General features: G+C 66.5%; 21 protein-coding genes. 15 read left to right on the top strand and 6 right to left on the bottom strand.

The window, feature by feature from the left end; genetic code table 11:
- The first annotated feature begins 8 nt into the window (after window positions 1-8).
- From GNX71_RS15655 to GNX71_RS15690, 8 genes are all read left to right on the top strand, one after another.
- A complete protein-coding gene (locus GNX71_RS15655) occupies window positions 9-311 on the top strand; it encodes a Dabb family protein (protein WP_206179144.1) in 303 nt (100 codons plus the stop codon).
- Window positions 301-1,698: a DUF2252 domain-containing protein gene (locus GNX71_RS15660; RefSeq protein WP_206179145.1), complete on the top strand. Its 1,398-nt coding sequence runs from the start codon at window positions 301-303 to the stop codon at window positions 1,696-1,698. Before GNX71_RS15655 ends, GNX71_RS15660 begins: the two co-directional genes overlap by 11 nt.
- A gap of 82 nt (window positions 1,699-1,780) precedes the next feature.
- Window positions 1,781-2,578 (top strand): SDR family oxidoreductase, encoded by a 798-nt coding sequence (locus tag GNX71_RS15665; protein ID WP_206179146.1) that lies wholly within the window; start codon window positions 1,781-1,783, stop codon window positions 2,576-2,578.
- Between the two features lie 111 nt (window positions 2,579-2,689).
- A complete protein-coding gene (locus GNX71_RS15670) occupies window positions 2,690-3,163 on the top strand; it encodes a PaaI family thioesterase (RefSeq protein ID WP_206179147.1) in 474 nt (157 codons plus the stop codon).
- Between the two features lie 21 nt (window positions 3,164-3,184).
- Window positions 3,185-4,201, top strand: a complete 1,017-nt coding sequence (locus tag GNX71_RS15675) for an NADP-dependent oxidoreductase (RefSeq protein ID WP_206179148.1) — start codon at window positions 3,185-3,187, stop codon at window positions 4,199-4,201.
- 106 nt (window positions 4,202-4,307) lie between these two features.
- Entirely contained in the window at window positions 4,308-5,948 is a 1,641-nt protein-coding gene (locus tag GNX71_RS15680; RefSeq protein WP_206179149.1) for an isovaleryl-CoA dehydrogenase, read from the top strand.
- A 33-nt stretch (window positions 5,949-5,981) separates the two neighbouring features.
- The gene (locus GNX71_RS15685; protein ID WP_206179150.1) at window positions 5,982-6,920 is read left to right on the top strand and encodes a glutathione S-transferase family protein; all 939 of its coding nucleotides are present in this window, start codon (window positions 5,982-5,984) and stop codon (window positions 6,918-6,920) included.
- Window positions 6,921-7,024: 104 nt separating this feature from the next.
- The gene (locus tag GNX71_RS15690) at window positions 7,025-7,930 is read left to right on the top strand and encodes an SDR family oxidoreductase (protein ID WP_206179151.1); all 906 of its coding nucleotides are present in this window, start codon (window positions 7,025-7,027) and stop codon (window positions 7,928-7,930) included.
- 18 nt (window positions 7,931-7,948) lie between these two features.
- Here the strand turns inward: GNX71_RS15690 and GNX71_RS15695 are convergent, their stop codons facing one another.
- The 3 genes from GNX71_RS15695 to GNX71_RS15705 all read right to left on the bottom strand — a co-directional run bounded on the left by GNX71_RS15695 (window position 7,949) and on the right by GNX71_RS15705 (window position 9,828).
- Window positions 7,949-8,389 carry a hypothetical protein gene (locus tag GNX71_RS15695; protein ID WP_206179152.1) on the bottom strand — a complete coding sequence of 147 codons (441 nt, stop codon included), beginning with the start codon at window positions 8,387-8,389 and terminating at the stop codon, window positions 7,949-7,951.
- A 99-nt stretch (window positions 8,390-8,488) separates the two neighbouring features.
- Window positions 8,489-8,977 (bottom strand): anthrone oxygenase family protein, encoded by a 489-nt coding sequence (locus GNX71_RS15700; protein WP_206179153.1) that lies wholly within the window; start codon window positions 8,975-8,977, stop codon window positions 8,489-8,491.
- A complete protein-coding gene (locus GNX71_RS15705; RefSeq protein WP_206179154.1) occupies window positions 8,977-9,828 on the bottom strand; it encodes an NAD(P)H-binding protein in 852 nt (283 codons plus the stop codon). The genes GNX71_RS15700 and GNX71_RS15705 overlap by 1 nt, the downstream gene beginning before the upstream one ends.
- A gap of 87 nt (window positions 9,829-9,915) precedes the next feature.
- On the opposite strand from GNX71_RS15705, the gene GNX71_RS15710 reads away from it, so the two are divergent.
- A complete protein-coding gene (locus GNX71_RS15710) occupies window positions 9,916-10,578 on the top strand; it encodes a TetR/AcrR family transcriptional regulator (protein ID WP_206179155.1) in 663 nt (220 codons plus the stop codon).
- Between the two features lie 10 nt (window positions 10,579-10,588).
- Here GNX71_RS15710 and GNX71_RS15715 read toward each other — a convergent pair whose 3' ends face one another.
- Window positions 10,589-11,515, bottom strand: a complete 927-nt coding sequence (locus GNX71_RS15715; RefSeq protein WP_206179156.1) for a LysR substrate-binding domain-containing protein — start codon at window positions 11,513-11,515, stop codon at window positions 10,589-10,591.
- Window positions 11,516-11,633: 118 nt separating this feature from the next.
- Here GNX71_RS15715 and GNX71_RS15720 point away from each other — a divergent pair, with 118 nt between their 5' ends.
- The gene (locus tag GNX71_RS15720) at window positions 11,634-12,368 is read left to right on the top strand and encodes an NAD(P)H-dependent oxidoreductase (protein ID WP_206179157.1); all 735 of its coding nucleotides are present in this window, start codon (window positions 11,634-11,636) and stop codon (window positions 12,366-12,368) included.
- Here the strand turns inward: GNX71_RS15720 and sctR are convergent.
- Complete coding sequence (gene sctR, locus GNX71_RS15725) at window positions 12,295-12,954, bottom strand: type III secretion system export apparatus subunit SctR (RefSeq protein ID WP_206179158.1); 660 nt, start codon at window positions 12,952-12,954, stop codon at window positions 12,295-12,297. The two genes, GNX71_RS15720 and sctR, sit on opposite strands and share 74 nt — an antisense overlap.
- A gap of 14 nt (window positions 12,955-12,968) precedes the next feature.
- Window positions 12,969-14,090, bottom strand: a complete 1,122-nt coding sequence (sctQ, locus tag GNX71_RS15730; RefSeq protein WP_206179159.1) for a type III secretion system cytoplasmic ring protein SctQ — start codon at window positions 14,088-14,090, stop codon at window positions 12,969-12,971.
- Between the two features lie 304 nt (window positions 14,091-14,394).
- On the opposite strand from sctQ, the gene sctV reads away from it, so the two are divergent.
- The 5 genes from sctV to GNX71_RS15755 all read left to right on the top strand — a co-directional run bounded on the left by sctV (window position 14,395) and on the right by GNX71_RS15755 (window position 20,155).
- Window positions 14,395-16,467: a type III secretion system export apparatus subunit SctV gene (sctV, locus tag GNX71_RS15735; RefSeq protein ID WP_206179160.1), complete on the top strand. Its 2,073-nt coding sequence runs from the start codon at window positions 14,395-14,397 to the stop codon at window positions 16,465-16,467.
- A 97-nt stretch (window positions 16,468-16,564) separates the two neighbouring features.
- The gene (gene sctS, locus GNX71_RS15740) at window positions 16,565-16,831 is read left to right on the top strand and encodes a type III secretion system export apparatus subunit SctS (protein ID WP_007834706.1); all 267 of its coding nucleotides are present in this window, start codon (window positions 16,565-16,567) and stop codon (window positions 16,829-16,831) included.
- On the top strand, window positions 16,828-18,618 hold the full coding sequence (sctC, locus tag GNX71_RS15745; protein WP_241027283.1) for a type III secretion system outer membrane ring subunit SctC: 1,791 nt from the start codon (window positions 16,828-16,830) through the stop codon (window positions 18,616-18,618). The genes sctS and sctC overlap by 4 nt, the downstream gene beginning before the upstream one ends.
- Window positions 18,619-18,622: 4 nt before the next feature.
- Window positions 18,623-19,810 (top strand): FHA domain-containing protein, encoded by a 1,188-nt coding sequence (locus GNX71_RS15750; RefSeq protein WP_206179161.1) that lies wholly within the window; start codon window positions 18,623-18,625, stop codon window positions 19,808-19,810.
- Between the two features lie 141 nt (window positions 19,811-19,951).
- The gene (locus tag GNX71_RS15755; RefSeq protein WP_007834711.1) at window positions 19,952-20,155 is read left to right on the top strand and encodes a hypothetical protein; all 204 of its coding nucleotides are present in this window, start codon (window positions 19,952-19,954) and stop codon (window positions 20,153-20,155) included.
- Window positions 20,156-20,158: the final 3 nt, after the last annotated feature.

Consider the following 20,158-nt stretch of genomic DNA (forward strand, 5'->3'; position numbering starts at 1 on the left):
GCCAGACCATGCTCAAGCACATCGTGATGTGGAAGTTCAAGGAGCACGCCGAGGGCGCCGACAAGGCGACCAACCTGCTGAAGGCCAAGGCGCTGCTCGATGCCTGCGCGAAGCTCTCGCCCGGCACGCACCGTTTCGAGGTGGCCATCGCCCAGCCCGGGCTGGAGGCCACCTACGATCTGGCGCTGTATTCGGAATTCACCGACGCGGCCGCGCTCGCGGCCTACGCGGACCATCCGCAGCACGTGGCGCTCAAGCCCTTCATCGGTGCCGTGCGCGAAGCGCGGCAGTGCATGGACTATGAAGTCTGAATCCCGCGCGCCCGACGCGAAGGCCTCACCGGCCGACCGGCGGGCGTTCGGTCGCGCACAGCGCACGCGCTGCGCGCTCGACCAGTGGGCAGAGTCACCCAAGCCCGACGCCAAGGATCGCAATCCGCTCGGTTGGCTGAAAGATTCCAACCGCGGCCGCGTGCCCGAACTGGTGCCCGTGCGCCACGGCCGCATGCTGGTCAGCCCCTTCACCTTCTACCGCGGTGCCGCCAGCCTGATGGCGAACGACCTGGCGAAGCTGCCGCACAGCGGCATCGCCACGCAGCTGTGCGGCGATGCGCACCTCGCGAACTTCGGCTTCTTCGCCAGCCCCGAGCGTTCGCTGGTCTTCGACATCAACGACTTCGACGAAACCCTGCAAGGCCCGTTCGACTGGGATGTGCGCCGGCTGGCCACTTCGTTCGTCGTGGCCGCGCGCGATCGCAAGTTCAAGCCGCGCGTCGGGCGCGACGCGGTCCGGCAACTGGCTGAGGCGTATCGCGATCGCATGCGCCGCTTCGCGCAGATGGACACGCTGGATGCCTGGTACGCGCGCCTGACTTCGCAGACGCTGCTCAAGCTCGGCGCGCAGGACGCGACCGAACTCGCGGTCATCAAGAAGGCCCGCCGCAGCACCTCGCGCGTGTTCGCCGCAGGTGCCACCGAGATCGTCGACGGCCGCCTGATGATGCGCGAGCAGCCGCCGTTCGTGTACCACGACGCCAAGGCGACGGCGCGCGAAATTCGGCGCTTTCGCACCGGCTTGCCGGCCTTTCTCGCGCAATACCGCGCGAGCCTGCCGCCGGAGCGCCAGCGGCTGTTCGACCGCTACGAATTGCACGACGTCACGGTGCTCACGCCCGGCGTCGGCTCGGTGGGGCGGCGCTGCTTCCTGTTGCTGCTGGTGGCCGATGGCGTCCATCCGCTGTTCCTGCAATGCAAGGAAGCCTGCGACTCGGTGCTCGAAACCCACCTGGGCCCGCCGGCGGAGCAGGGCTCTCCCGGCCAGCGCGTGGTGCAGGGGCAGAAGCTGGCGCAGGCCGCCAGCGACGTTTTCCTGGGCTGGGCCGAAGCGCAGGGCGGACGCGGCTTCTATGTGCGGCAACTGCGCGACATGAAGGCTTCGTACAAGCTCGAAGACTTCAAGCCCATCGACTTGCTGGAGTTTGCCGAGGCTTGCGGCTACAGCCTGGCGCGCGCGCATGCCAAGGGTGGCGACGCCTGGGCCATCGACGGCTACCTCGGGCGTTCCAAGACCTTCAACACCGCGCTCGCCGATTTCGCCGAGGCCTATGCCGACGTCAATCTGGCCGACTGGCGCCAGCTGAAAAAAGCGGTGGCATCGGGCAAGGTCGCGGCCGTCAAGATCGCGGACGCCGCTTCATAGGGTTGTCGCTTCGCAGTTTTGCCGCAGCGGCTTCGGGCCACGAATCTTCTTCTTTCTTCACCTCGACTCCGGAGACACAGACATGACGCCACGCACCACCCAACAGCTCTTCGACCTGAAAGGCAAGACGGCCCTCATCACCGGCGGCTCGCGCGGCCTGGGCCTGCAGATGGCCCATGCGCTCGGCGAAGCGGGCGCAAAGATCATGCTGAGCTCGCGCAAGGCCGACGATCTGGAGCAGGCGGCTGCCGAGCTGCAGGCTGCCGGCATCGACGCACGCTGGATCGCCGCCGACTGCTCGAAGGAAGAAGACACCCGTCGCCTGGCCGACGAGACGCTGCAGCGCATGGGCGCGGTCGACATCCTGATCAACAACGCCGGCGCGAGCTGGGGGTCGCCCGCCGAGAGCCATCCGGTCGAGGCGTGGGACAAGGTGATGAACCTCAACGTGCGCGGCTATTTCATCCTGTCGCAGCAGATCGCCAACGGCTACATGATCCCGAAGAAGGCGGGCCGCATCATCAACATCGCCTCGATCGCGGGCCTGAACGGCAACCCGCCCGAGATGCAGACGCTGGCCTACAACACCTCCAAGACTGCGGTGATCGGCTTCACCCGCACGCTGGCGGCCGAATGGGGCAAGTACGGCATCACGGTGAACGCGATCTGCCCAGGCTTCTTCATGACGAAGATGGCGGCGGGCCTGATCAAGTCGCTGGGCGAGGAGAAGATGGCCGCGCAGGCACCGCTCGGGCGCCTGGGCGACGACGAAGATCTGAAGGGCCTGACGCTGCTGTACGCGAGCGATGCCGGCAAGCACATCACCGGCCAGTGGCTGGCGGTGGACGGCGGCGTGAGCGTGGTCCTCGGCGCAGCGTAAAGTTCTCCCCCAGGCTGCGCGCACTTCGTGTCGCGCGCGCCTTCCCCCTCGCCGGGGGCGACACCAGCGGCCCGGCAAAGCCGGTTTCGCGGTGTCTCACGAAAAGATCCAATGACCACAGACGCTTCTTCTCCTTCTTCCGACATCAACATCCGCTCGTATACGAGCCAGATTCCGTTTGCGCGCCACCTGGGCTTCGAACTCACGAAGTTCGAGGGCGGCGAGTCCGAGATCATCTATACCGCCAAGCCCGAGCATCTGAACACTTTCGACGTGACGCACGGTGGGGCCTGCATGACGCTGCTCGACATCACCATGGCGGCGGCCGCGCGCAGCGTGGCGCCCGAGACCGGCGTGGTCACCATCGAGATGAAGACCAGCTTCATGCAGCCTTCGGTCGGCCCGCTGCACGCGCGCGGCACGCTCATTCATCGCACCGCGACGCTGGCTTTCACAGAAGCCAAGATCTACGACGAGCAGGAGCGCGTGTGCGCTCATGCCACCGGCACCTTCAAGTACGTGAAGCGCCGCCTGCCTACAGGCCCCGCCAGCGCGAACGAGATGCGGCCGCCTTCGACCGACTGAACGAATTTCCAGGAGACACACATGCCCACGAACAAGCAGATCCACCTCGACAACCGCCCCGATGGCGAAGCCGTTGCCAGCAACTTCAAGTTGGTGACTGTCGAGACCCCCGCGCTCGCCGACAACCAGGTGCTGGTGCGCCACCACTACATGAGCCTCGATCCGTACATGCGCGGCCGCATGAACGATTCGAAGAGCTACACCGCCAACCAGCCCGTGGGCCAGGTGTTCCAGGGCGGCACGGTGGGCGAAGTGATCGAGAGCAAGCACCCGAAGTACGCCGTTGGCGATAAGGTGGTCGGCTTCGGCGGCTGGCAGGAATACAGCGTGGTCGATGCCTCGCAGCCCGGTTCGCTGAAGAAGGTCGACACCACGCACGTGCCCTTGTCGCACTACCTCGGTGCCGTCGGCATGCCGGGTGTCACGGCCTGGTATGGCCTCGTGAAGATCATTGCGCCCAAGGCCGGCGAAACCGTGGTCATCACGGCCGCGAGCGGCGCGGTCGGCAGCGCCTTCGGTGCGCTGGCCAAGGCACGGGGCCTTCGCGTGGTGGGCATCGCGGGTGGCCTGGACAAGTGCAAGTACGTGACCGACGAACTCGGCTTCGACGCCTGCATCGACTACCGCCAGCACCCCGACGTGAAGTCCATGAGCGCCGCGCTCAAGGAAGCCTGCCCGGACGGCATCGACGGCTACTTCGAGAACGTCGGCGGCTACATCTTCGATGCGGTGCTTCTGCGCTGTAACGCCTTCGCCCGCGTGGCGCTGTGCGGAATGATCGCGGGCTACGACGGCGCGCCGCTGCCGCTGGCGAACCCGGCGTTGATCCTCATCAACCGGCTGAAGATCGAAGGCTTCATCGTCAGCGAGCACATGGAAGTGTGGCCAGAGGCGCTGACCGAACTGGGTACGCTGGTGGGCACGGGCAAGCTCAAGCCGCGCGAATCGGTCGCGCAGGGCATCGAGTCCGCCCCTGAAGCCTTCCTGGGTTTGCTCAAGGGCAAGAATTTCGGCAAGCAGCTGGTCAAGCTGATCTGACCTGCTTCGAATGAACTGAACGCACGGCAAGGAGGCCGGTCATGCGCGCCGCGCCGGGCCGCCCCAAGCAAGCGTGCACCGCAATGCGAAGCATGGAGGTATTCGAATGAATTCGACGCACGAGGTGTTCAACCAGCCCGCACCGCTCGCGGACTACAACCTGTTCGAGACCAACCGGCCGCTGCGCGATACGTTGAAGTTCAATGCGCCGCAGTTGCAGGTGGCGCCGTTGCAGGAGCTGGGCGTGACGATCGGCTCGGCCGAGATGCAGACGCATGCGCGCCTGGCCAACGTCCACACGCCCGAGTTGCACACGCACGACCGCTTCGGGCGGCGCATCGACGAGGTGGAGTTCCATCCGAGCTACCACGTGCTCATGTCCGCGGCCGTTGGCGCCGGCTTGCATGGCACACCGTGGGCGGGTACTTCTGCTTCGCCGCATGTGCTGCGCGCGGCCGGCTTCATGCTCTTCACCGAGCTGGAGCCGTCGATGCTGTGTCCGATTTCGATGAGCTACGCGGTCACGCCCGCGCTGCGCAGCAATGCGGCCGTTTACGCCGACTGGGGCCCGAAGCTCACGAGCCTCTGGTACGACCCGGCGCTCAAATCCTTCAAGGACAAGCCCGGCGTGACCATGGGCATGGGCATGACCGAGAAGCAGGGCGGCTCCGACGTGCGAGCCAACACCACCAAGGCTGTCCGCGACGGCAGCGATGCCTGGGGCGAGCGCTATGCGATCACCGGCCACAAGTGGTTCTTCTCGGCGCCGATGTGCGATGCCTTTCTGGTGCTCGCGCAGGCCGAGGCGGGCTTGAGCTGCTTCTTCCTGCCGCGCGTGCTGCCCGACGGTACGCGCAACGCCATCCACATCCAACGCCTGAAGGACAAGCTCGGCAACAAGGCCAACGCCAGTTCCGAGGTCGAGTTCCATGGCGCCAGCGCCTGGCTGGTGGGTGAGGAGGGGCGCGGCATTCCGCAGATCCTCGAGATGGGCACGATGACCCGGCTCGACTGCGCGCTCGGCACCAGTGGCCTGATGCGGCAGGCGTTGAGCATCGCCATCAATCACGCCAGCCAGCGCAACGCCTTCGGCAAGCCGCTGATCGAACAGCCGCTCATGAAGAACGTGCTGGCCGACCTCGCGCTCGAAAGCGAGGCCTCGACCGCACTGGCCATTCGCCTGGCCCGCGCCTTCGACCATCCGGACGACGAACACGAACGCCTGATGGCCCGCCTGCTTACGCCGGTCGCCAAGTTCTGGATCTGCAAGCGCGGCAGCCACTTCGCACAGGAGGCGATGGAGTGCCTGGGCGGCAACGGCTATGTGGAAGAGGGCGGCGAAGGCATCATGGCGCGCGTGTACCGCGAGATGCCGCTCAACTCGATCTGGGAAGGCGCGGGCAACATCATGGCGCTCGACCTGCTGCGGGGCCTGCGCAAGGGCGATGCGGTTGCGGCGCTGACGAAGGAGCTGGCGCCAGCCCGCGGCCAGCACGCCGCGCTCGACCGCCTGGCCGACGCGCTGCCCGCGCGCATCGAGGCGATGGCCTCCGAGGTGGAGGCGCGTCGTCTGGCACAGGACGTGGCGCTCGCCGTGCAGGCTTCGCTGCTGGCACAGACCGCACCGCCCGCGGTGGTCGGCGCGTTCTGCGCATCGCGACTGGGCGGCGACTGGGGCAATGCCTTCGGCACGCTGGGCGCGGGCACGGATTTCGATTCGATCATCCAGCGGGCACAGCCGCGCTGACCATACAAGAACACCCCACAGGAAAAACGAACCATGGCCGACCTGATCCTCCACCACTACACCACCTCGCCGTTCTCGGAGAAGGTGCGGCTCATCCTCGGCGCCAAGAAGCTGCCTTGGAAGTCGGTCTTCATCCCGCCGATCATGCCCAAGCCCGACGTGGAGCTGCTCACCGGCGGCTACCGCAAGACGCCGTTCCTGCAGATCGGCGCCGACATGTACTGCGACAGCGCGCTCATCGCCGATGTGCTGGAGCATCTGCAGCCCGAGCCCACGCTGTACCCGGAGCCGGAGAAGGGCCTGTCGCGCATCCTCGCGCAGTGGGCCGACACCACGCTGTTCTGGGCCGCGATGGCCTGGAACCTGCAGCCCAAGGGCGCCGCTGAAGTGTTCGCCAAGGCGCCGCCCGAAGCCGCCAAGGCCTTCGGCGAAGACCGCGGCAAGATGAGCGCGGGCAACATGACGCGCCTGCGCCCGGCCGATGCCACCAGCGCCTACAAGTCGTACCTGCGCCGCCTGTCGGACATGCTCGACGACAGGCACTACCTGCTGGGCGAGGTGCCGAGCATCACCGACTTCTCGGTCTATCACCCGCTCTGGTACACGCGGCGCATCGAGTCGGTGCGCACCATCCTCGACCTGACGCCCGCGGTGGTCGACTGGATGGACCGCATGGCCGCCATCGGCCACGGTGCGCCCGAGAAATTCACCTCCGACGAAGCCATCGCCGTCGCCAAGGCCGCGACACCGCACACGCTGCTGACCGACAGCACCTTCCAGGACGACCACGGCATCGCGCTCGGCGGTGCCGTGACCATCCGCGCCGAGAGCTTCGGCCTGGAGGAAACCGCGGGCACGCTGGTGGCCGCCACGCGCACGCACTACACGCTGGCGCGAAGCGACGCGCGCATCGGCACGGTGCATGTGCACTTTCCGCGCATCGGCTATGTACTGAAGAAAGCAGAGGCCTGAAACGCACGCGGCCGGGGCACCTTCGTGACTGCGCGGCGGCGCGTTCCGTATTTCAATAGCGCTTCCAACGTCAGAGACATTCAACGCAAGAAGGACACCGGCAAATGATTCAGGACTTCAAGGGCAAGACCGCCGTTCTCACCGGCGCAGGCTCGGGCTTCGGCCTCGAATGCGCGCGCATCGGCGCCGCACGCGGCATGAACCTCGTGCTGGTCGACGTGCAGCAGGACGCGCTGGACAAGGCCAAGGCCGAGATGGAAGCCGCCGGCGTGCAGGTGCTGGCCCGCAAGGTCGATGTGTCCGATGCCGCGCAAATGGAGGCGTTGGCCGCCGCTGTGAAAGAGCGCTTCGGCGCGCCGCACTTCGTGTTCAACAACGCCGGCGTGGGCGCGGGCGGGCTCGTGTGGGAGAACACGGTCTCCGACTGGGAGTGGGTGCTGGGCGTGGACCTCTGGGGCGTGATCCACGGCGTGCGCCTGTTCACGCCGATGATGCTCGAAGCCGCCGCCAAGGACCCGGGCTACCGCGGCCACATCACCAACACCGCCAGCATGGCGGGCCTGCTCACGCCGCCCAACATGGGCATCTACAACGCCGCCAAGGCCGCGGTCGTGAGCCTCACCGAAACGCTGTACCAGGATCTGACGCTGGTCACCGACCAGATCGGCGCGAGCCTGCTGTGTCCGTACTTCGTGCCGACCGGCATCACCAGCAGCGAGCGCAACCGCCCGAATGCGCCCAAGGACACCGAGCTCACCAAGAGCCAGCTCATCGGTCAGGCCATGAGCAACAAGGCAGTGAGCAGCGGCAAGATCACCGCGGCCGAAGTCGCGGCGAAGGTGTTCGACGCCATCAGCGACAACCAGTTCTACGTGTTCAGCCACCCCAAGGCATTGGGCAATGTTCGCGCGCGCATGGAGAACATCGTGGCGATCGAGAATCCGGCCGACCCGTTCCTCGAACGGCCGGAGATCGGCCAGAAGCTGCGCGAGCAGCTTCGTGCGGCCTGACGTTGCGCCGGTGCGCGGTCAGTTGTAGCTGACCGTCACCATCGCGGCCGCGACGCGGCCTGCGGGCGGCTGCTGTTGCGCCGCAATGGACAGCTTGCCCCCGTCTTGGCCGATTGCGCGCGCCTGTGACGGATCGAAAGGATGCTGTCGGCCCTGTGCATCGGTGAACACGGTGCGCAGGGGCAGGGCGCCGAGCCCGTCGATTCGCACGGTGCCGCTGGGCCGGTCCACGCGTTGCTGCACGAAGGAAAGTTCGGCGACGGGGCCCGAGCCGCTCATGCGGTGGGCCACCGTTGGCGCCGTTGCCGGCGCGTGCGCCGCGAGGCGCATCTCGTACGGGGCGGCGACGATCTCGCCCGTGAAATGAATGGTGCCGTCGGCAGCACGCGCATCGATCGATGCCATGCAGGTGGACAGCAATGCCAGTGCCGCGAACACGCGCGAGTCATGGTGCTTCATCTCGAACCTCTCCTGAAAAGTCTGAAACAGTTTTCTACTTACTCCCTGTTTCCTTTCGATGAAACCATGTTCCACGCGCAGGTGCAAGCTGCAAAGCACCTATGCTGCGGTCCGCTTCAGCGCAGCCGCAACAAAGACGATCGCGGCGAGTGCCGAGGAGGCCGTCCGCACGCTGTTCCACAGCGTCCAGGTCTTGAGGTAGGTCTGCCAGAACACATGGCCATCGGTGGGCGATGTCGCTGCCAGCTGGTTGTTGAGCGGCACATTGAGGACCATCGTCACGCCGAAACAGCCGACCACGTAGAGCAGGCAGGCGAGCAGGACGAGTTGCGAGTCCAGCTGCGAGATCGAGAACAGCGACCAGCCCCCGAGCACGATGCCCAGCACGGCGCTGCCCATGAAGAAGAGCATGAAGCTCGGCGTGATCACCGTGACGTTGATTGCGTTCATCGCGTGGATGCCTTCGCTGTTCTGGATGCGCGCGAGCGCGGGCATCACGAACGAGGAGAACGCGTAGAAGATGCCGGCGACCATCGCCGTCGAGAAGGCGCTTGCCAGGATCAGCACCGTGGCCGTCTTGCCCATCATCACTTGGCTCCCCACACGCCGGTCGGGGCCGTGCGCGCAACGTAGTCGGCGAAGGTGCGCGGTGGGCGGCCCAGCGCTTGCTCCACGCCGTGGGCGATGGGCGTGTTGCGGCCGTCCAGGACGGTGGTGAACAGGTAGATGACGAGCCAGGAAAGGTCTGGCGGCAGGCCGGCTTCGGACAGGACCTTGGCGTAGTCGTCCATCGAAATGATGTGGCAGTCGATCTGCCGATTCGTCGCACGGCCGATCTCTGCGATGGCTTCGGGGAAGGTGAAGGCCTGGGAGCCGGTCAGCTCGTAGAGCTTGCGGCTGTGGCGGCTGTCCACCAGCGCTTCGGCGGCAATGTCGGCGATGTCGTCGGCGTCGATGAAGGGCTCCGGTGCCAGCCCTTCGGGCAGGGTGATCGCGCCGGCGACGATCTCGTCCAGAAAGTAGTTCTCGCTGAAGTTCTGGAAGAACCAACTGGCGCGCACGATGGTCCAGTCGAGCGCGGTGGCCTGCAGGGCTTTTTCTGCATCCAGCGCTTCGGGTTCGCCCCGGCCCGACAGCAGCACGATCCTTTCGACGCCGGCCTTGGCGGCGGCATCGTAGAACGCGGTCACCGTGTCGACGGCGCCCGGCACGCACAGGTCGGGCTGGTAGGCGACGTAGACGGCGCGCACGTCCTGGAGCGCGGCGGCCCAGGTGGCCTTGTCTTCCCAATCGAAGGGTGGCTGCGCCGAGCGCGAGCCGGCGCGCGCAGCGTGCCCGGCGGCGCGGAGCCGGTCCAGAACGCGCCCGCCGGTCTTGCCGTTCGCGCCGAGAACCAAAATGGGATGCGCATCATCCCGGGTGCTGCTGCTGATTGCCATTTTCGGACTCCTTGAGATAATGTGAGTAAAGCTCACGTAAAAAATGATAGTTACTCACATTTTGAATGTCAACCCCTGGGCCATGCCATGACACGCAGTGCACCGTTGCAATCGCAGGTGGCCGTCGCCGAGGCGCCTTCGGCCAGAAAGAGCCCGATCCAGGAGCGCAGCAAGGCGCGCGTGGAGCGCATCCTCGAGGCGGCCGCCGAGCTGATCGTGCGCGGCGGCAGCGACCAGCTGAAGATGAGCGAGGTCGCCGCATCCGCCGGCATCTCGATCGGCTCGCTCTACCAGTACTTCCCCGAGAAGGCCGCGCTGATCCGCATGCTGGCCGAGCGCATCAATGCGCGCAGCCGCGAGTGCATTAGCGACGGCCTCAAGGACGTGACAGACCTCGCCAGCCTGCAGTCGTCCTTCGCGGCGCTGGTGGACGTGTACTACGCGATCGTCAACGAGCGCCCCGTCATGCGCGATATCTGGAGCGGCATGCAGGTCGACCGGCAACTGCTCACCCTGCAGGTCGCGGAAAGCCGCGCCTGCGGGCAAATGCTGGCCGATGAGATGCTCAAGGTGCACAGAGTGCGCGGCCGCGCCGACACGAAGCGCGTCGAGCAGGCCGCCTTCCTGATCTGGGAGATGGGCGAGGCGACCATCCGCCTGGCGATCGCGGTCGATGCGGCCGAGGGCGCGGCGCTGGTGGAGGCCTACAAGCGCATGGCGCTTCGCGAAATCACCGATCCGCTGGGTTGATCAGCCGCGATCACTCGGACGTGGCCTGCGATTCGATCCATTCCCACACGGCACGGATCGCGGGCTCGTTCTCCCGCCCGTTCGCGGTCGCAAGAAAGTAGCTTCCCGTATCGAGCGCCGGCCCGAAGGGCTGCACCAGCGCGCCGCTGCGCAGCTCCTCGGCCGCGAGCGTGAGGCTCAGCAGCGCAACGCCGTGGCCCGCCAGCGCGGCAAGCATCGCGTGCGTCTCGTCCGAGAACGACAGGCCCGCGGCCCTGGCCGACCGGCCGCGCGGCTGTGCAATGCCCGCTTCGCGAAACCAGCGCGACCACAGCGCCGGCGCCAGCGCCTGCGGTTGCCAGTCGCAGTGGATCAATTGGTGCTTCGGCAGGTCGCTCTTGCGGCGCAGGCCCAGCATCGGACTGCACAACGGCGCATAGCGCTCGGCCATCAGCTCGCTCACCACCAATCCTGGCCAGTTGCCGCTGCCCGAGCGCACCGCGATGTCCGCATCGCCGCGTGCGAGGTCGACCACCGTGTCGCCTGCATGCAGCCGCAGCTCGATGCCGGGACAGGCCTTGCGGAAGACCGCCATGCGCGGCAGCACCCAGCGTGCCGCGAAGGCCGTGTTGGTGGTGAGCGTGACCGACTGCGAAGCCGCAGGCCGGCGCAGCCGGTCGACGCCCGCTTCCAGCGCATCGAAGCCCATGCGCAGATCGTCGAAGAGCCGCTGGCCCGCGGGCGTCAATGCGAGCTGCCGCGTGAGCCGGCGAAACAGCGGCTGGCCCAGCGTGTCTTCGAGCGCGCGCACCTGGTGGCTGATGGCCGAGGGCGTGACCGACAGCTCGAGCGCCGCGCGCTGGAAGCTCAGGTGCGCAGCAGCGGCCTCGAAGGCCCGCAGCGACAGCAGAGGCGGCAGGCGGCGCGGCGGGCGAATGGATGAGCCAATCTCTTGCATAAAGGGAGAAATGATCGTTTGTGAAGGGCCGGTCATATCCATAGATTCAAGGCCTGTGCAGTCATTCTGACAGCGCAATACAGCGTAGATCAATTCATCCATTCACCGAAGGAACGACATGACCCTCAACCTGCTTCACATCGACGCCAGCGCCCGCCCGGGCCTCTCGGGCACCGACCCCCACGGCTCGCATACGCGGCGCCTCTCTGCACGCTTCATCGAGCGCTGGCGCGCGGCGCGGCCCGGCGACCGCATCGACCGCCTCGACGTCGGCCAGCACCCGCCCGCCTACGTCGACAGTCGCTGGATCCACGCCGCCTTCACTGCACCGGCCGACCGCGAACCCTGGATGCCCGACGTGCTCGCCGAAAGCGACCGCCTGGTCGATCAACTCGTCGCCGCCGATGTGATCGTGGTGGGCCTGCCGATGTACAACTTCAGCGTGCCTGCGCAGTTCAAGGCGTACATCGACAACGTCGTGCGCGTGGGCCGCACCTTCGGCTTCGACCGTGCGCGCGGCGCAGTGCCTTATTGGCCGATGCTCGCCGACGCCGGCAAGCGCATGGTGCTGCTCGGTGCGCGCGGCGACCACGGCTACGACCCGGGCGGGCGCATTGCGCACCTGAACCATACGGAAGCCTCGGTGCGTTCGGTGTTCGGCTACATCGGCATCACCGATGTGCATGAGGCAGCGGTCGAGTGCGACGAGTTCGGCGGCGAGCAACTCGCGGAATCGATGCGAAAGGCCGAGGCTGCGGTTGATCGGCTCGTGGACGAACTCAGCGGTACGAAAGGACAAGCCCGTGAACGAGCCGCGTCCATCCGTCCAGCATCACGAACAGCAACAGCTTGAACGGCAGTGAGATGGTGGTGGGCGCGATCATCGACATGCCCAGCGCGAGCAGCACCGTCGCCACGATCAGGTCCACCACCACGAACACCAGGTAGATGATGAAGCCGATCTGGAATGCGCGCGTCAGCTCGCTCAGCGTGAAGCTCGGCACCAGCACCATGAAGTCGTCGTCCTTCAACTGCTCGGCCCGCGCCTTGGGCCAGATGTTGGAGGCCGACTTCAGGAAGAACTGCCGTTCGCGCTCGTGCGTGTGCTTCTGCAGGAACTCCTTCACCGGCACCTTGGCCGCATCGATCACCGCCATGATGTCGCCCATGCTCTCGCCCTTGACGCCGAAGTTGCGGGTGCGCAGCGTGTCGCCGATGTCCATGCCGACCGGCGCCATGATGTAGACCGTCAGGATGATCGCGATGCCGTTGAGCACCATGTTCGGCGGCGTCTGCTGCAGGCCGAGCGCGGTGCGCAGGAGGCCGAACACGATCACCAGCTTGGTGTAGCTCGTCACCATCAGCGCCGCGAAGGTCGCGAAGCCGAACGCGACCATCACCGCGACGAGGGTGAGTGGCTCCGGGATTCCTCCTTGCATTGCGCTTGCCTTGCTCAGACTTCGCCAGGGGCGAATTCCGACACTCGCACCCCCAGCCGATCGCCGACGGCCACCAGGTAGCCCTTGCCCAGCACGTTGCCGTGCGCAAGGATGCGCACCGGGCTGCGGTTCAGCGGCTCGGCCAGGTCGAACACATGGCCTGCACGAATGCTTTTGAGTTCGCCGAGCGACAGCGACAGGTCGCCCACCTCGAAGCGCAGCGTCACCTCCAGCGCATCGAGCCGGTCGAGTGGCAGGTTGACGTTGTTGTCTGCGGCGGCCGCAGGGTCGGCGGGCGTGTCTGGCTTCATGGCACTGTCTCTCGATTGCTGAACGGTGATGCGCGAGCCTTCGGCCACGGCCGAGAGAAAGAGCCCGGTCGGGCCGCCCAGCGCAGCGGTGACGACGATGCCGCCGCCCGAAGAACTCCATTGCTCGATGCCGACGATGTCGCCGGGGCGGATGCTGCTGATCTCGCGCAGCTGGATCGGCGTGCTGCCGAGCTGGAAGCTCACCGGCATGCGCAGCGTGTGAAAGGCTTCGCTGGTGCGCACGGCATGCAACGGGCCGGTGGTGGGTGGCACGAGGGCGTCGAGCGTCGCGGCATCGTCGAACTGCACGAAGCCGCGGAGCATCGCGCCGCCGTCCGACGGCGTGGCCACGAAGAAGGCCGCGCGCTCGGGGTCGCAGTGCACGAGCGGCTGCTCGCGGGCTTCTCGCGCATCGCGAGGTTCTCTCGCTTCGGCCTCCGAAGGCTGCCATTCGAAATGCAGTCGCAGCGCTTTCTCCAGCGCGTCGATCACCGGGTGCAACGCGTCGGCCAGCAGGATGTAGCGCAGGTCGCGCGGCAACAGGTCGATGCGGCGCTCGCCGAGCAGCACCTGCATGCTCGGCGCATCCATCGCGAGATGGCCCACGTGCGCGCCGAGCCTGAAGCTGTAGCGCTCGCGCGTCGTGTGGCCGAAGGCCGCATCGTGGTGCCACGCGAGCCGGTAGCTCGTGCCGCGCGCCGCCACGCCATGCAACGGCGCAGCGGCATAGAGACGATTGAGCGCTCGCACATTTGCCGCATCGGCGCGAGGCAATGCGCGGGCCTCGCCGAGTTCCGTCACCGCTTCAACGGCGTGGCTCGGCATGCATGCTTTCGTTCGAACAATGGCTACGTTCTGTCACTGTCTACATACCTTGGAGCAACAACGCGAACAGCTTCGCATCGGGTCGGCGCAGCTTAGCGAAAGGGGCAGGGCGCAGGTAGTACGGGAACGCGTAGTGCCGCGCGCGCCACAGGTCATTCGTACTTACGAGAACTCGTGGTTGCCGTGATCGGAGGGCGCCGCTTAGAGTGCAACGCGACGTGGGACTCTTCATCACGCTCGTTGTGCAACTGGAGGCAGTGCGCATCGGAAAACAACTCCAAGATTCCACTTGAGCAAGGACGCAATGGCGAATTCCTCGCGATCTCTTCAACAGTACCGCGGAAGTTTTCGTGACCTGCTTGGCAATGCAGGTCGCTACAACGATTTGTTGCTCGCTGCGCTGCTCGTGGTGGTGGTGGCGCTGTTCGTATTGCCGCTGCCCACACCGCTGCTCGACTTCCTCATCGCGAGCAACCTGGCCATCAGCCTGGTGCTGCTGATCGTTGCGATGTACGTGCCTTCGGCGCTGTCGCTGTCGACCTTTCCGTCGCTGCTTCTCTTCACCACGCTGTTCCGCCTTGCGCTGAACATCGCGTCCACCAAGTTGATCCTGTTGCACGCCAATGCGGGCCACATCATCGACACCTTCGGCAAGCTGATCGTCGGCAACAACGTGGTGGTCGGCGGCGTGGTGTTCCTCATCATCGCGATCGTGCAGTTCATCGTGATCGCCAAGGGCTCCGAGCGCGTGGCCGAGGTGGCGGCGCGCTTCGCGCTCGATGCCATGCCTGGCAAGCAGATGAGCATCGATGCCGACGTGCGCGCTGGTGTGCTGTCATCCGCCAAGGCGCAGAAGCAGCGCCGCCTGCTGGAGCAGGAGTGCCAGCTGCACGGCGCGATGGACGGGGCGATGAAATTCGTGAAGGGCGATGCCATCGCCAGCATCGTGATCGCGCTGGTCAACATCCTCGCGGGCATTGCCATCGGCACGCTGATGCACGACATGACGCTGGGCGGCGCGCTGCAACGCTACGCGATTCTCACGGTGGGCGACGGCATGGTGTCGCAGATTCCGTCGCTGCTGGTGTCGATCGCCGCCGGCATCGTCATCACACGCGTGAGCACCGGCGACCGCCGCGACTCGCAGCTCGCGCAGCAGATCGGCGACCAGCTGATGGCGCATCCGCGCGCGCTCATCATCGCGGGCCTGGCGGTGGCCAGCTTCCTCATCGTGCCGGGGTTTCCGAAGTGGGTGTTCGGCATATTGGCCGCCATCCTGATCGGGCTGGGCCTTGCAATGCGCATGCTGCGCCAGCAGCGCAACACGCCGGGCTGGATCTCGCACGGCGGCGGCGTGGCCGCCGAAGAAACCGACACCGACCACGCGATTGCCGCGCCGCTCGCGGTGCGCCTGTCCTCGGGCCTGCGCAGCTCGGTCGACCGCTATGTGCTCGACCAGCATCTCTCGCTCGTCAAGACCTCGGTCGAGTCCGACCTCGGCCCGATCTTTCCGCGCCTGCAACTGAACTACGTCGATGGCCTGGGCGACAACGAATACCAGGTGCTGGTGCACGACGTGGCCGTGGCCCGCGGCACGCTCAAGCCCGACTGGCTGCTCGTCGATCCGGCGCAAGCCGTCACCACCCCGCCGGGCGCGGAAGTCGCCGAGCCCTTCGGCCCGTTCCCGCGCGTGGTGTGGGTGCCGGGCCCCGAGCCGGGCCTCACGACGTGGACCGGCGCGGAGGTCGTGGGCCTGCATGTGGACCACACCGTGCGCCGCAACGTGAAGGACCTCATCGGCCTGCAGGAAGTGCAGCGCCTCCTGCATTCGGTGCAGCGCGATGCGCCCGAGCTCGCCGCCGAAGTGCTGCGCGTGGCCTCGGCCCAGCGCATTGCCGAAGTGCTGCGCCGGCTGCTGCAGGAGGGCATTCCGATTCGCAACCTGCACGCGATCTTCGAGAGCCTGACGATGTGGGCTGCGAAGGAGCAGGACGGCATTGCGCTCACCGAGCTGGTGCGCATCCACCTCGGGCGCTACATCACGAGCCGCTATGTCGGTGCCAACCGCCAGCTCGAGGCGATCCTCTTCGAGTCGAGCCTGCTGGACCGCGTGCAGAACGCCATCGAGCGCTCGCCGCGCGGCAACCTGCTGCTGCTGAGCCCGGCCGTCACGCAGGACATCCGCGAGCAGTTGCGCCGCGTGCTCGGCTCCACCGCCAACCGCGTGGTGGCCATCGCGTCGTCCGATGTGCGGCGCTACATCAAGAACCTGATCGAGCCTGTGGCACCGCAACTGGCGGTGCTGTCGTACCAGGAAATCGACGACGACGTGGCCCTGCAACCGGTGGGATGGATCACCAATCCCCAAGCGCACTGATTGATGAACGCCCTTCATAACCTGTACAGCGACCTACACCGCAACTTGTACCGCGCCCCGCACCGCAACCCGTTTTCCGAGGGAGAGAGCATCCGCCATGACACCGCAGAACATCCTGGACATCACGCGCGAGGGCCTCATGCTCGTGCTGTGGATCTCGTTGCCGGTGGTGGTGGTGGCGACGCTGTCGTCGCTCGTCGTGGCGGTGCTGCAGGCGGTGACGCAGGTGCAGGACCAGAGCATCGGCCAGTCGGTGCGCCTCATCGCGGTGATGGTGGCGATCATCGTCACGGCTGGCTGGCTGGGGCGCGACGTGATGCGCTTCGCCGAGCGCGCGTTCCTGTCGCTGACGTCGCTGTCGTGACCGCCGCAACGATGATGACGACCGTTGCCGCACGCCTTCTTCTTGTTCGCCGGCAGGCCTTCATGCTGCTGGGCTGCGCGATGCTCATGCTGCTGGTCGTGCAGCACAGCATGGCGGCGGAGTTCCGCTGGCAGAACAAGCCCTTCCAGATCATCGCCAACGAGAAGCCGCTGAACGACTTCCTGCGCGAGCTGGCCTCGTCGCAGGGCATCACCGCGGTGATCGACCCCAAGGTCAACGGCGTGATCAGCGGCAAGTTCGACGGGCCGGCCAAGAACATCCTCAACAGCGTCTGCTCGGTCAACGGGCTCACCTGGTACTACGACGGCGCGTTCCTCTTCGTCGATCTCGCCGCCGATGCCAAGAGCGAGGTGCTGCCGATCGCGGCCGAGAACGCCGGGCGCATTGCCGAGACGCTGGTGCGGCTGCACATCTCCGACGAGCGCTACCCGCTGAGCATCAGCGAGCGCGACGCCAGCGTCTACGTGACCGGCCCGCGGCGCTATGTCGAAATGGTGCGCCAGGCCGTGAAGCTCGCGGACCAGAAGACCGCGATGGCCGAGGGCGCCGAGATCCGGCTCTTTCCGCTCAAGTACGCCTGGGCTTCGGACTTCCGCATCAACCGCTCCGGCAAGGAAACGGTGATTCCGGGCGTGGCCAATGTGTTGCGCAGTCTTTATGGCCGCAGCACGGGCAATCAATCCTCGGGCGGCGGCTCCGGCGGGCGCGGCACCAACGGCACGATGTCGGTGGGGCCGAACCGGCAGATCAAGCTGCGCAGCGGCGAGACCATCAACGCGCCCAAGATCGACATTGCCGGCGCAGGCCAGAGCGGCGACAGCACCACGCTGGGCGGCATGTCCAGCATCGTGGGCAACGAGTTGCCGCAGTTCCAGGCCGACACCCGCATGAATGCGGTGCTGGTGCGCGACATGCCCGACAAGATGGCGCAGTACGCGAAGCTGATTGAATCGATGGACACCCGCCCTCGGCTGGTCGAGATCGAAGTGACCATCATGGACATCAGCTCCGACAATCTCACGAGCCTGGGCGTGGACTGGCGCCTGCACGGCCGCCATGCCGACTTCCAGACCGGCCGCGGCGACCGCGGGCCGCTCACCTGGGGCGGCACGGGCAGCGAGGCGGGGCAGATCGGCAGCGTCGACACCACCGGCAATCCGCTCACGCCGCTGGGCGGCATGTTCACCGCGGCCATCGGCAACAGTGCGCGCAACTACCTGCTGGCCCGTGTGACGGCGCTGGCCACCAACGGCAACGCCAACTTCGTGGCACGCCCGAAGGTGATGACGCTGGACAACACCGAGGCCGTGCTGGAGAACCTGAGCGAGTTCTACGTGCGCGTGGACGGCTTCCAGGACGCAGGCCTCTTCAGCATCACCGCCGGCACCGCCGTGCGGGTGACGCCGCTGATCATCGACGAGAAGACAGGCCGCGGCGTGATGATGTCCATCGACATCGTCGATGGCGACCTGAGCCCGCAGTCGGTCGACAAGATCCCGATCGTGCGGCGCCGCACCGTCAACACGCAGGCGCTGGTGGATGAGGGCGCGAGCCTGCTGATCGCCGGCTACTCGTCGGAGGAGAAGAGCAATGCCATCACGGGCGTGCCGCTGCTGAAGGACATCCCGGGCGTGGGCGGGCTCTTTCGCTACACCGACAAGAAGCAGAACAACATGGAGCGCTTCTACCTGTTGACGCCGCGCTTGGTCACGCCCGGCTCGACGGCCTCGGTGCCGACGCTGCCCCTGCCCGAGCCCGGAGGTTGAACCGATGAATGGCGACATTCCGTTCGACGACGAGCCGGCCGCAGAAACTCCCGCGGAAGCACCCGCACCGCAGGGCATGCAGGCGCAGGCCGCCGGCTGGTGCCTGCGCTTCCTGAGCGGTGCGGTGAAGGGCCGCACCATTGTGCTCAAGCCCGGAATCAATGTGCTTGGCTCCGGTGGCGAGTGCGAGGTGATGCTGCCCGGCGGCGACGTGCTGCCGCGGCACCTGGCGTTCACCGTGGGCGAGCTCGTGGTGTCGATGCAGCGCCTGGGCACCGCCTCGGCGCGTCTCAATGGCGAAGAGATGCAGCAGCCGCGCAAGAGCGTGGTGGCCGGCGACATCGTGAGCGTGGGGCAGATCGACTTCCAGCTCGACCGCACCTATCCGACGCATGCGCAGGAAGACCGCATGTTCGCGCCGGCGCATGGCGCATTGCCCGACGAGAGCGCGCTGGCGGGCCAGCCGGCCTCGCGCACGCAGCGGCTGGGCCTCTGGGTCGGCGGCGTGGTCGCGATCCTGGCCGTGCTCGGCATTGCGGCGATGTCGCTGGGGGGCGATCGCAACGGCGGGGCAGGCGGCAACAGCGTGAACCTGGCCGAGGTGGAAAAGGCGCTCGTGCCGTTCCCCGAGGTGGAGGTCATCGCGGCGCCCGGCGGACAGTTCGGCGTGAAGGGCTACGTGGAATCGAAGCAGCGCCGCCGCACGCTCGAGGACGCGATGGCGCGCTTCGGCAGCAAGGTCAGCGTCAACGTGCATTCGGCCGAAGACATGGTGGAGCAGGCGCGCCGCTATGTCGACGACCCGGGCGTGGCCGTCACCTACTCGGGACAGGGCCGGCTGGTGCTCACGGGCACGGTGGAAGACGCGGCCGTGCGGCAGAAGATCCGGCGCCTGAGCGAAGACCTGCACCCCTCGGTGCTGGTCTCCGACAAGGTGCAGTACCGCGAGAAGCCCAAGACCGAAAACAAGGACGACGACGTGCGCGCCCGGTGGGAAAACTGGCAGAGCGTGCTGCCCGCGCGCATGGTGAGCATCACCGAGGACAGCAACGGCTTGCGCCACATCCAGCTGTCGAACGGCAACCGCTACTACGAAGGCTCGGTGTTGCGCTCGGGCGCAGAACTGAAGAGCATCGATGCCGACGGATTGGTGCTGAGTGGCGGCACCCCCAACAAGAAACCCGCGAGGTGAAGCGCATGTTTTTCATCATCTCGCGTTCCCCGATTTCATGCGCAGCAGCACCGCGGTGCGCCGCATGGAATGGCTTCGCCGAAGGGCGAAGCGCTTTCATCCGCAACTGAAAAAACCTCAACCTTCAACAGGAGTTTCACCATGAGCGCAGTCGACACCTCGATCCAGCAAATGCAGCAAGCCGCGGCCGACCAGGCTCGCCTGATGAGCGTCAGCATGGCTGCGGGCGCGACCATCTCCGGCGCAGCCGCAACGGCACAGACGGTCAACGGCGCCAACGCCGCCGGCACCGAAGTGGCCAAGTCCACCGGCAACGACATCCGCCAGTCCGCCAAGCAGAACTGACGG

The organism is Variovorax sp. RKNM96 (genome assembly GCF_017161115.1).
Lineage (GTDB): Bacteria > Pseudomonadota > Gammaproteobacteria > Burkholderiales > Burkholderiaceae_C > Variovorax.